9 protein-coding genes and 1 pseudogene are annotated in these 12,030 nt (G+C 56.7%); 8 read left to right on the top strand and 2 right to left on the bottom strand.

Going from position 1 to position 12,030, the window contains the following annotated elements; genetic code table 11:
- Positions 1–59 precede the first annotated feature (59 nt).
- A complete protein-coding gene (locus tag J2X09_RS24610; RefSeq protein ID WP_204735782.1) occupies positions 60–812 on the bottom strand; it encodes a TorF family putative porin in 753 nt (250 codons plus the stop codon).
- A 557-nt stretch (positions 813–1,369) separates the two neighbouring features.
- Here J2X09_RS24610 and J2X09_RS24605 point away from each other — a divergent pair.
- The 8 genes from J2X09_RS24605 to J2X09_RS24570 all read left to right on the top strand — a co-directional run bounded on the left by J2X09_RS24605 (position 1,370) and on the right by J2X09_RS24570 (position 11,315).
- Positions 1,370–2,044, top strand: a complete 675-nt coding sequence (locus J2X09_RS24605) for a YkgJ family cysteine cluster protein (RefSeq protein WP_204735783.1) — start codon at positions 1,370–1,372, stop codon at positions 2,042–2,044.
- 36 nt (positions 2,045–2,080) lie between these two features.
- A complete protein-coding gene (locus J2X09_RS24600; RefSeq protein WP_204735784.1) occupies positions 2,081–3,109 on the top strand; it encodes a tetratricopeptide repeat protein in 1,029 nt (342 codons plus the stop codon).
- 74 nt (positions 3,110–3,183) lie between these two features.
- Complete coding sequence (locus J2X09_RS24595) at positions 3,184–3,621, top strand: hypothetical protein (protein ID WP_204735785.1); 438 nt, start codon at positions 3,184–3,186, stop codon at positions 3,619–3,621.
- Between the two features lie 392 nt (positions 3,622–4,013).
- On the top strand, positions 4,014–4,352 hold the full coding sequence (locus J2X09_RS24590) for a CzcE family metal-binding protein (protein ID WP_204735786.1): 339 nt from the start codon (positions 4,014–4,016) through the stop codon (positions 4,350–4,352).
- A gap of 236 nt (positions 4,353–4,588) precedes the next feature.
- Positions 4,589–5,863 (top strand): TolC family protein, encoded by a 1,275-nt coding sequence (locus J2X09_RS24585; RefSeq protein WP_310309633.1) that lies wholly within the window; start codon positions 4,589–4,591, stop codon positions 5,861–5,863.
- A 7-nt stretch (positions 5,864–5,870) separates the two neighbouring features.
- Positions 5,871–7,175 carry an efflux RND transporter periplasmic adaptor subunit gene (locus tag J2X09_RS24580; protein WP_204735788.1) on the top strand — a complete coding sequence of 435 codons (1,305 nt, stop codon included), beginning with the start codon at positions 5,871–5,873 and terminating at the stop codon, positions 7,173–7,175.
- Between the two features lie 12 nt (positions 7,176–7,187).
- Positions 7,188–10,388 carry an efflux RND transporter permease subunit gene (locus tag J2X09_RS24575; RefSeq protein ID WP_204735789.1) on the top strand — a complete coding sequence of 1,067 codons (3,201 nt, stop codon included), beginning with the start codon at positions 7,188–7,190 and terminating at the stop codon, positions 10,386–10,388.
- Between the two features lie 246 nt (positions 10,389–10,634).
- Entirely contained in the window at positions 10,635–11,315 is a 681-nt protein-coding gene (locus J2X09_RS24570; RefSeq protein ID WP_204735790.1) for a heavy metal response regulator transcription factor, read from the top strand.
- 256 nt (positions 11,316–11,571) lie between these two features.
- On the opposite strand, the pseudogene J2X09_RS24565 reads toward J2X09_RS24570, so the two are convergent.
- Positions 11,572–11,901: pseudogene (locus J2X09_RS24565) on the bottom strand (tyrosine-type recombinase/integrase); the annotation flags it as partial.
- Positions 11,902–12,030 lie beyond the last annotated feature (129 nt).

Raw genomic sequence — 12,030 nt, 5'->3', positions numbered from 1 at the left:
GATGGGGATTCCACGAAAGTTTGGTCACAGCCAACTGACGCGCAATCAACTTCTGAAAATCACATCTTCTTCGTGAACATCATGACCAGCGTGTTCGCGTTCACAGACTTGCCATCCGCCTTACCGAGGAATGAGTTCTTCTTGGTTGCACCGACCATGGCGCCTGACACTGAGAAACCATCGCCTAGGGCATAGACAGCGCCAACGCTGTAGTCGACGTAGTTGGGGAGGGCAATGTCGCTGCTATACGAGGTGTAGCCCAGCGACGCCTTCAAGGTCCAGTTGGGATGGATCTCCTGAGCGTAGGCCACGTTCAAATAGCCAGTGCCCTTGCCCTTCAAGCCCGACCCGAGCGCGGAGCCCGCAGCATTGAAGTAGTCGTCAGACACGGTGTGATAGTACTTGGCGCTCAGAGGACCCCAGCCCACGCCGAGGTAGAGCTCAGTTGTGTTTACAGCGCTGGCACCCGTGTAGTGATAGCGCAGAACGCCGGCGTCCCAGCTGAGCTCGCCGGTTGCAAAGATATAGCCAGCGTAGAGATCGCTTTCCAGATTCGCAGTCGGGCCTGTAGCACTCGTCTGGAAGTTGACGGTCGAGTTCCAGTTTCCAGCATAGAAACCACTTGAGTGGGAGTAGTCAAAGCCGCCTTGCAGCGCAGGTCGCAGCTGTCCTTCTCGCACATCCTGGTCTTGGCCGCGAGTCTTGTAGTTGGTGACGAGGCTGACGTTCGCGCTTAGTTGGGCGCTGGCGAGCATGGGGAGTGCCGCCAATGTAAGCACGGCCAGGGTCTTGGGGGAGATGATTGTTTTCATGAGTGAGCTTTCAAGTGGTGATGAACAGATAAAAGCCGAGTCGGAGCTTTTGACCCCCACCCTCAATTGCAAGCAACCAGGGCACGGGACTCGACGTAGACAGCTTGCTATGGCATAGCGTTTCACCAAGAGAAAACCGAACGGGCGTCGTTGAAACGCTAGTGAATTTGGCTATTCAGGCGAGATTCAGCAACTTGAAAGCAACTTCCCTCGTGCAACTCCCCATTGCATGTTTGGCTGCTTCTCAGTTCAACCCAGGGCCCACTGCTGGCACGGACCGATTCCTCTGTTCAGAGCCAGGTTGAAAGCTACCTAGCTCTCCCGACACATAAGCAAAAAGTGACGCATTTGTCATCGCTCGGATGTCGGTTTGTGTCGGTGCGCTCTCTAAATTAAGTCCAGCAGATGACGGCTGCCGCTGGCAACCGCGAAGCGATCCGACGGACCGCAAGGTCTGCAAACGTTCACTCGGCCCACGTCCACTGTGATGTCAGGTCCGATGGCTTTGTTCTCGGGCGCGGTTAGAGGCCGTGCCCTCAATCCCAGGACAACTATCCGTGGAGTTTCTTTCCCAGGAGCGTCAAGCAGAAGTCAGAGCCATCGCCGAGAAGCAGCAGAAGACTTATCGCCAGATGCTTTCGGCAAACAAGAACAAGACTTTTGCCATCCATGCGATTCACAGCCTGCATAGACAGATAGACGAACTAGTGACAAGGGTCCAAGCAAGACCCGACGTGCGCTTCGACTGCAAACCGGGGTGCTCGTATTGCTGCAACTTCCGCATCGAAGTCTTCCCCCCAGAGGTTTTCGTTCTGGCTCGCAGGCTGCGGGAGCTACCTGGCGACCAGCTAGACCTCGTAACCGAGCGACTCCGTCTACATGTTCAAAGGTCAGAAGGTGTCAGTCGCGCGCAGCACTGGATGAACTGCCCCTTGCTGAAGGAAGACCGTTGTTCCGTCTACGAAGACAGGCCGTCAACTTGCAGGAAGTACCTATCCCTAGATGTTGAGGGGTGCAAGAGACCTGGAGTTAGTGCGTTGGAAGACGGCGAGTTGGCGCTTAAGTCCTTGGCGCTCGTCAGCGGCACTAGAGAAGCGTACGCGAAGGCTAAGAGCCCTCTATCCATCCACGAGCTCGGTGAAGCGCTCCTCATTGCATTGACAGACCCCACCTGCGAGGAGCGTTGGTTCAAGGGCGAACAGGTCTTCCCGCTATTGGCTGAGGACGACTGAAATCGTGGAGCCGGTCTTACTTTACAGAGGGGATTCGTGAGCGAAGTTGGGCGCAATGAGCCTTGTCCGTGCCGCAGCGGGAAAAAATACAAGCATTGCTGCATGACGCGTAGTTCTACCCCGTTGGCGGCGGGTGAAGCGACCAGCCCAGTCGATGCGCTTAGCGTGGCATGGAGCTTCTTCGAGTCGGGCCAGGCAACCGAGGCAGCGAGTCTGTGTCGAACAATTCTTCGTTCAGATGCTGCGCAGCCGGATGCGCTGTACTTGCTGGGGGTCCTAGCCTGCGAAAGCGGGAATCTCCGGGATGCTCTGGAACTCCTCCGGAAAGCTGCACTAGCACGCCCGCAGTTCTCTGAAGCGCACTACTACCTCGGGCTTATTCGTATGAGGCAAGCCCAGTATGAGCAGGCTGTCGCGCACTATCACCAAGCAATCGCCTGTGCGCCTGGATTTGTCGAAGCACATTGCAACCTGGGCGTTGTGCTTAATCGCTTGGGTCAACCGCTTCAGGCCTTGTCCAGTTATCAGGAGGCTCTGAACATCCGCGAGGCGACAGAAGTGAAGATTGGCCTCGCCGAGTGCTTGCAGCGCCTCCCTGCCTCGCCAGTGATGAGCCACTTGCGCCCTCTGCTGACACGCGCAATCGCTGAAGCCTGGCGCCGGCCTGAGGAGCTCGCGCCCGCCGCTATCGCCTTCCTAAAGAGCGAAGCTGGATTCCAGGAAGCAGTATCGAAAGGCGTTGGCCGAGAGAGATTGCTTGCGGACTGGAGCGAAAACAGACTTCTTCTTGCGTTGCTTGAGAGCGCGACGATTTGCGATGCCGAGCTTGAACGTTTGTTGACAGCGGTCCGCGAGACGCTTCTGGATGGCGCTCTGAGGTCCGATGTGGAAGATGATGTGTTGCTGAGCTTGCGTTCCGCCCTGGCGCAGCAGTGCTTTGTGAACGAATACTCGTGGCTCGTGCACCCAGATGAAAGCGACAAGGTCGAAGAGCTACTGAAGCACGCGAGTCTCGCTATCGAATCGGGTCGCTCAACCGACGCTTTGACCTCATCGAGTCCGTAGGTGTACTGCATCACTTAGCTGACCCAGCGGCGGGCTGGCGGGCACTACTACAAATGCTGCGACCAGGCGGACTCATGTTGCTCGGCCTGTACAGCGAAATAGCGCGCGCTCCAGTAGTCGCCGCGCGGCAATTCATTGCTCATCATGGTTATTCCGCTACTGCACAAGGCATTCGAGAATGTCGCGCGGCAATCATGAGGGCCGATTGTCCGAAGGCACTTAGCCACCTCACTGCGTTCGGCGACTTCTACGGCTTGAGTGCATGTCGCGACTTGTTGTTCCATACGCAAGAGCACCGCACAACTTTAGTTGCCATACGTGCGCTGCTGGATGAGCTGTCGCTCGACCTCGTAGGTTTGCATGTTGAGCCTGACGTGCTTCGAAAATTCCAAGCACGATTTCCTGATGATGACTCTGTTCACGACTTGAGTATGTGGCACCAGTTTGAGATAGAGAATCCCCAAACCTTTGTTGGGATGTATCAGTTCTGGGTGCAGAAGCGACGCGCATAACTGGGTGAACCATGGGTGACCATAACCCTCCATCGCGAGTACGGCTGTGTGAGCTCACGTGAATTCGACATCTAGTCTTCGACCAGCTTTCAAGCCACTCGAAATCAGCGCATGAGCAAGTTGCTGCTGTTCACATAGAGCAATAGATTGCATCTGGGTTGTCAGGGGGAAGAGCGAATATCCGCTCACATGCCCCCCTGTGAACTGCTTCTTGGGGAGCAATCCCACAACGGCTTCTGAAGAGTCCTGCGAGCCATTCAGTCGCCAACGTGCATCCAATATGACTGATTTGTCATTTATCGGTTTTCGAACTGTGGAGATGGCAGTTCTACAGTTCTGACAGTGCCAAAAAGAGAACTTTGGCCCCTGTTCAGACTGACTCTAAGGCCCCGATGAAAACACTCCAAGTCGCGCTTACGGCGATAACCCTTGCATCTGCTCTTCTGACATCTGCTGCTTCGGCAGAAACGCTTCGTAGTGGCGAGTCCCCCTATGGACAGGTTGCTGTGGAAGCGAAAAACGCACGCGTCGTAGATGTGATGTCCACGAAATCAGTCAGTGTCACATATGGCGAAACCATCTTGTTTCAGGGTGCAGGCGGGAAGACGTTTGCTTGGACCTTCAACGGCCTGGATGGTCGGTCTTGGAACTTGAAGCAGTTTGCTCCTTCGGGTTTCGTTGCCAAGGACTACCGCGTTTACGTGGCCAGAAACCAGCTCTATCGCCGGTAGCAGGCCTTCTTGGCCAAGCGGCGTGCTCAGTCTCTTTCAAGACTGAGTTGTCGAAAAGGTCCTGCTCCGAAAAGGCGGTACCTCACTGCTGAGCAGCCTTGAGCCAGTTGAGCACTAGGACCGAGATTCCATCTGATGGCCGCCACGACTTTGCGTCACTCGCTTGTGCAAAAAGCAGAGCACTGTCGTGCTGCCTCGATTCGTTCATTGATATTCAGGTCAACGGGAGAAGCCAAATGACCAGGAAACCCATGTCGCTTGCCATGGCGCTTGCGATGCTCGTCGGATTTGCAGCGAACGCACAGCAGGTCGCTCCCGGTGGTGCCTCATCAGTAGCAGTAGCGTCCTCCAAGCAAGCGTCTCAGCCGCTGACTTTGGGTGCAGCACTGCAGGCCGCCATCGACAACAGCCCGACGTTATCCGCTGCCAGACGCGAGATAGATGCTGCTCAAGGCGCGCTCACGCAGGCTGGGGTCTATCAAAACCCGTCGCTTGACCTGGAGGTGGAGGACCTCCGCTCCGGTATGCGCAGCACAACAGTTACTTTGAGCCAGCCTTTGGAGCTTGGAGGAAAGCGCTCAGCGAGAGTTGCTGCGGCGGAGCGCGCACTGGAAGCTATTCGCGTAAAGAGCGAGGCGACTGAAGCTCAACTGAAGGCGGACGTCACAGCAGCATTCCTATCTGCGCTTCTATCGCAGGAGCGTGTGAGGTTGGCGCAAGAGTCTCTGAACATCGCTCGCTCTGGCAGCCAGGCTGCGTCCAAGCGCGTCCAGGCTGGGAAGGTGTCTCCCCTGGAGGAGACGCGCTCGAAGGTCGCAGAGGCTAACGTGCGTCTCGAGCTTGTCCAGGCGCAAGGTGAGCTGGCCGCGCAGCTTCAAGAGTTGCGTGCGCTGTTGGCTGGTGGGGTCCATTTCGACGCGTTGGACGGCAACGCTTTGCTTCTTCCGACCCTCCCTCCAATCGACGTTCTGCAGGCTCGCGTTGAGAACTCACCGACGATGCGACAAGCTCGACTTGAGACCAGCCGACTATCAGCACTTGCGGACCTTGAACAGGCAAAGAGGAAGCCAGACATAGCCGTAAGCCTCGGCATGCAGCGTTCTCAGCAGGACGGTCGCTCGACAGCCATCGTTGGGGTTTCGATTCCACTGCCCGTGTTTGACACCAATCGCGGAAACATCATCCAGTCGCTGCGACTGCGGGACAAGTCGGAAGACGACGCGAGGGCACTTGAGTTGCGGTTGCGAGCAGATCTCGCGATTGCAAGGCAGCGGATGGAAATCGCCTCCCAAGAGGTGGCCGCCGTCAGTGCGGAAATCCTTCCCAGTGCACAGCTCGCGTTCGACGCCGCCGCGCAAGGTTTTGAGCTCGGAAAGTTCGAATACCTCGACGTACTCGATGCACAGCGGACTTTGCTACAGGCTCGGTCCCAGTACCTGCGCTCGCTAGGCGAATCTCATCGAGCGGCAGCAGATGTCGCTCGGCTCCTCGGAAACAACACTCTCAACTGAATCTGCCATGGCTACCAAATCACCTATGAATGCAAGACCTGAGAAAAAGCAGCTCATCATCATCGCCATCATCCTGGTGCTGGGCGCAGTCGGAGGAGCCCTAATCCTGCGGGGAGGAGAGAGCCACGGCGAAAGCGATGGCCATGGCCATGGAGAAGAAAGCTCACAGGTCGAAGGGGGTGCTAGCAAAGCAGGAGCCCAGGAAACTGGTTCCGGCACATCTGCTGAACAGAGCAAGTCACCGTCCGGCGCTAGCGAAGAAGCGCACAAAGAGGATGAGGAAAAGGTAGCTCTGACGGACGAGCAGGTGAAGGCAGCCGGTATCGTGATTAAGGAAAGTGGTGCCGCTGTGATTCGTACCACGCTGCAGCTCCCTGGAGAGATTCGATTTAACGAGGACCGAACCGCGCACATCGTTCCGCGAGCAGCGGGGGTCGTCGAGAGTGTGAGCGCAAATCTCGGGCAGAAGGTGTCGCGCGGCCAAGTCTTGGCGGTGATTTCGAGTTCTGCTGTTTCGGAGGTTAGGTCTGAGCTCCAAGCGGCAACGAAGCGTCGTGAGCTTGCACAGACGACATACGAACGCGAAAACACACTTTGGCAGCAGAAGATTTCGCCCGAACAGGATGTTCTGCAAGCCCGACAAGCCTTGCGTGAGGCAGAGATTGCAGTGGCAAATGCCACGCAGAAGTTGCGAACACTTGGGGCGTCAGCAGGTTCCGGTGCTCTAGGTCGAGTTGAGCTGCGGGCGCCGTTCGATGCGATGGTCGTGGAAAAGCACATCGCCATCGGTGAGGCCGTGCGCGAGGACGCAAACGTGTTCACCTTGTCCGACCTTTCAACGGTGTGGGCTGAGATGAGCGTGGGTGCAAGTGACCTTGCCAAGGTTCGCGTCGGGGAGCGTGTACGAGTAAAAGCTGATGCCGCAGATGTCGTCGCGGATGGAAAGATTGCCTTTGTTGGTTCGCTGATTGGTGCGCAAACTCGAACGGCACCTGCTCGTGTTGAACTGAGCAACCCGCAAGGCGCTTGGCGGCCTGGGCTCTTCGTCACCGTCGAAGTGCTTACAAATGACAATGACAAGGCATCGGCGATAACTGTCGATGCAAACGCGCTTCAAACCGTGGAAGACAAGACTTCGGTCTTCACCAAGGTTGAAGGCGGCTTTGTCGCGAAAGCTGTGCGAATCGGACGCACTGATGGTCAGCGGGTTGAGATTCTGGATGGCCTGAAGGCTGGTGAGTCCTATGCGGCAGACGGCAGCTTTGTCGTCAAGTCTGAGCAGGGCAAGAGCTCGGCGACGCACGCGCACTAAGGGCCGCCCACTATGTTTGAACGCATCATCCGCTTCGCCATCGAACAACGATGGCTGGTTATGTTGGCCGTGCTCGGAATGGTTGGGCTCGGCGTGTACAACTTCCAACGGTTGTCCATTGACGCCGTGCCGGACATCACCAATGTCCAAGTGCAAATCAACACGGCTGCACCTGGCTACTCGCCTCTCGAGACAGAGCAGCGCGTCACGTTCCCGATTGAGACCGTCATGGCCGGGCTCCCTGGCCTTCAACAAACACGGTCCATCTCGCGTTATGGCATATCGCAGGTCACCGTGGTCTTTAAGGACGGCACCGACATCTACTTCGCACGCCAGTTGGTGAACGAGAGGATGCAGGGTGCAGTCGGCTCTCTGCCAGAAGGCGTCCACCCAGCTGTGGGGCCAATATCTAGCGGCTTGGGTGAAATCTTCCTCTGGACGGTGGAGGCTGAAGAAGGAGCGAAGAATGCGGAAGGCAAACCATATACGCCGACCGACCTTCGTGTGATTCAGGACTGGATCATCAAACCGCAACTCCGCAATGTGCCGGGTGTGACTGAGATTAACTCTATCGGCGGCTTTGAGAGACAGTTCCAGGTCGCTCCGATACCTGAGCGCTTGTTGGCCTACGGGTTGACGTTGCCTGATGTCGTTCAAGCTCTTGAGCGAAACAACGCCAACGTGGGCGCAGGCTACATTGAGAGACGTGGCGAGCAGTATCTGATCCGGGCGCCTGGCCAAGTCGGCAGCCTTGAGGATCTCCGCAATGTCGTTTTGGCGAACAACAGCGGAACTCCGGTTCGAATCCGCGACGTTGCTGAGGTCGAAATTGGCCAGGACTTGAGAACTGGTGCAGCCACGGACAACGGTCGCGAGGTCGTGCTGGGCACGGTGTTCATGCTATTGGGCGAGAACAGCCGAACTGTCGCCCAAGCTGTTGCGAAGAAGATGGAGGAGATCAATCAGAATCTTCCAGAGGGCGTACACGCGATTACTGTTTATGACCGAACAGTTCTAGTGGACAAGGCAATCTCCACGGTCAAGAAGAACCTGTTCGAAGGTGCCGTGCTCGTCATCGCGGTGTTGTTCCTTTTCTTGGGCAACATCCGAGCGGCGTTGCTGACCGCGCTGGTCATTCCGCTCTCGATGCTCTTCACCTTCACCGGGATGGTGAATCAGAAGGTGAGCGCCAACCTGATGAGTCTGGGGGCGCTTGACTTCGGCATCATCGTCGATGGCGCCGTGGTGATTGTGGAAAACTGCATTCGTCGCCTGGCGCATGCGCAAGAGCGCTATGGACGTCCGCTGACAAAGGCGGAGCGATTCCATGAAGTGTTTGCCGCATCTCAGGAGGCTCGCAGGCCACTGCTCTACGGCCAGCTCATCATCATGGTCGTCTATCTACCCATCTTCGCCCTTACCGGTGTGGAAGGGAAGATGTTCCATCCGATGGCTCTGACAGTCGTAATCGCGCTGCTGGGTGCCATGATTCTCTCAATCACCTTTATCCCTGCAGCTGTCGCCATGTTCATCGGCAACAACGTTGGCGAAAAGGAAAATCGTCTCATGGGTTGGGCTCGTCGCGCCTACCACCCACTGCTCAAACGTGCCATGGGCGCGAGGGCCGTTGTGCTGACCGCTGCTGCTGTGGCCGTTGTGTTGTCGGGACTTTTGGCAACTCGCTTGGGCAGTGAGTTCATACCCAGCCTTAACGAGGGTGACTTCGCTATCCAGGCGCTGCGAATTCCAGGCACCAGTTTGTCTCAGTCTGTCCAGATGCAGCAGCAAATTGAGCGCACTTTGGTGGCAGAGTTTCCTGAAGTTGAGCGTGTGTTTGCCCGCACAGGTACCGCCGAAATCGCGTCAGATCTTATGCCGCCGAACATCTCCGACGCATATGTGATGTTGAAGCCTGAGGACCAATGGCCAAGTCCTAAGCGGACGCGTCAAGAGCTCGTTGAAGCTGTCCAAGAGAGGGTGAGCAAAATCCCGGGCAACAACTACGAGTTCTCACAGCCGATTCAACTTCGTTTCAACGAGTTGATCTCCGGTGTGCGCGCGGACGTGGCTGTCAAAGTGTTTGGCGACGACATGGATGTGCTGAACAAAACGGCCCAGGAAATCGCCGAGGTTCTTGGTTCTATCAATGGGGCGAGCGAGGTGAACGTCGAGCAAACCACCGGCCTGCCCATGCTCTCCATCAACATTGACAGAAGCAAGGCGGCACGTTATGGCGTCAACGTGGGAGACATCCAAGACACCATTGCTACTGCCATTGGTGGTCGTAATGCTGGAACCCTCTTTGAGGGAGATCGCCGATTCGACATCGTTGTACGCCTGCCCGAGAGGATGCGAGGGGACCTGGAATCGATCCGTCGTCTCCCGGTAACGCTCCCAGCGGCCACACAGGCGGACGGAAGCACTCGTGTGAGCTTTATCCCTCTTTCAGAGTTGGCGACACTTGATTTGGCACCAGGACCAAACCAAGTCAGCCGAGAAGATGGAAAGCGGAGAATCGTCGTAAGCACCAATGTGCGTGGGCGCGACTTGGGCTCCTTCGTGGAGGAAGCCGGAGCCGCTCTGAAGGAGAAGGTGGTCATTCCGACGGGATACTGGACCACGTGGGGTGGACAGTTTGAGAATCTTCAATCCGCGACAAAGCGCTTGCAGATCGTGGTCCCGGTAGCGCTTCTCCTAGTGTTCGTATTGCTGTTCGCCATGTTCGGCAACGTGCGAGACGGCCTCATCGTGTTCACCGGAATCCCCTTTGCTCTTACGGGCGGGATCCTCGCGCTTTGGCTGAGGGATATTCCCCTATCTATCTCAGCTGCTGTCGGGTTTATTGCGTTGTCTGGCGTGGCCGTGCTGAACGGGCTGGTCATGATTTCATTTATCCGAAATCTCAGAGAGGGTGGTGCGACACTGGATGACGCGATTTTCGAAGGCGCGTTGACGCGACTTCGTCCAGTGCTGATGACAGCCTTGGTGGCTTCGCTTGGCTTCGTTCCCATGGCGATCGCAACCGGCACCGGTGCAGAGGTGCAGCGCCCCCTGGCAACTGTGGTGATTGGAGGCATCTTGTCATCAACAGCACTGACGTTACTGGTGTTGCCGGTCCTATATCGGCTTGTTTATCGACGAGAAGAAGATGAAGAGGCTGACGACGAATCGGCTTCTCCCGTTTTGCCTCCCTCTTCGCACCAACCGACATAACGTGTCACTCATAGCCTTGGCACTTGCCAAGGCTATGAGTTCGTATCGATGGAGCCCGAACATCAAAAGCAGAGGCTCGTCTGTACGGCTGGCCTTATTGCGACAACCTCTCGCGCTCCAGACCGTGAGGGCAATTGCATCGTCGTCAGCACCTGGCGGAGTGTCAGCTGAATTACATGTTCGTCATCTCCGAGATTGGCGTTCCTCAACTGCCAAACTGTCGCCCATGATGGAGACAGCTGCAATATGAAGATACTCATAGTGGAAGATGAAGTCCAATCGGGCGAGTACCTGAAGCAGGGTTTGAGAGAGGCCGGCTACTACACTGAATTGATGCGTGATGGCATCGACGGTTTGATTGAAGCTACTGAGGGTGACTACGATCTCGTTCTGTTGGATGTGAACTTACCAGGAATTGATGGCTGGTCGGTCCTTCGCTCTTTGAGGCGAAAAAAGCCTCACCTGCCCGTGCTGTACTTAACTGCCAGAGACAGCATCGAGGACCGCGTAAAAGGTCTCGAGTTGGGCGCGGATGACTACCTGGCGAAGCCATTTTCGTTTTTGGAGCTCTTGGCACGAATCAAGACGGTTCTCCGCAGAGGTGCCCAGTCCCAGGAGTCCACCACACTTCAAGTAGCTGACTTGCAGTTGGACCTAGTGCGTAGAAAGGCGTCGAGGTCTGGTCGTTTGCTGGACCTAACCACTAAGGAGTTCGGACTTCTCGAGCTGTTTATGAGACGTCGTGGTGAAGTGTTGCCTCGGTCCTTGATTGCTTCGCTCATGTGGGACATCAACTTCGACTGCGAGAGCAACGTGATAGTGGTGGCAGTCGGCCGGTTAAGGTCAAAAATCGACGACGAATTCGACGCAAAGCTGTTGAGAACAGTGCGTGGCATGGGATACGTGCTTGATGAACCCGAGCTTTAACGCAAGGTATGGCCACTGCGCCCAGCCGACCGAAGTCGACTTTGGCATAGATGAGTGAGGTTTGGAGCTCTCGATGGCGAAGCACATCGGCGACCTCGTTGAGCGTGCCGCCGGCGTTGAGAAGCCGACTGGCCAGTCGTGTGCCGGGATATGCACCCGGTGTACGGCAACCCGGCACGACGATACGGCTGGCGCACGGCATGCCTGACGACCTCGGCGGCCACTGTTTCATCACGGGCGCAAAGTGCCGAACGAAGACCCGGTGGCTCGTGGTCTGGGGTCGTTCCGATCGCACGTACTCAGCAATGTCAGCGCTGATAAGGTGCTGCAGAGGCAGTACATCGGCGCGTCGCGATTTGCTTTTGCTGATGCGAACGGTGCCGGCTACCCAGTCGATGTCGTGGAGTTCCAGCGTGATCGCCTCGCTGCTGCGCAGCCCGAGGTCGACGACGCAGCGCACGAGGGCGTAACAGCGCATGTGCGACGGTAAATCCACCGGGAAGGCAGCCAGCAGCCGATTGACCTCGTCCGGCGCGAGCGTCTGCGGTAAAGGTGCAGGACGCCAATGCGCTGGCGCAGCGACCATAGGCAGTAGGTGATCCACGCGATCACCCTTGAAGGTAAGCGCGCAATTAACCACGTCCTTCCTGCTCGTGCACTGACGTGAGAGCCTACGTGCCCACGTACATGTAGATGGGAACGTAATGTCAGATTG

Origin of the sequence: Hydrogenophaga laconesensis (assembly GCF_031457235.1) — a bacterium.
Lineage (GTDB): Bacteria > Pseudomonadota > Gammaproteobacteria > Burkholderiales > Burkholderiaceae_C > Hydrogenophaga > Hydrogenophaga laconesensis.
This window is presented reverse-complemented; position numbering and strand designations above follow the sequence as displayed.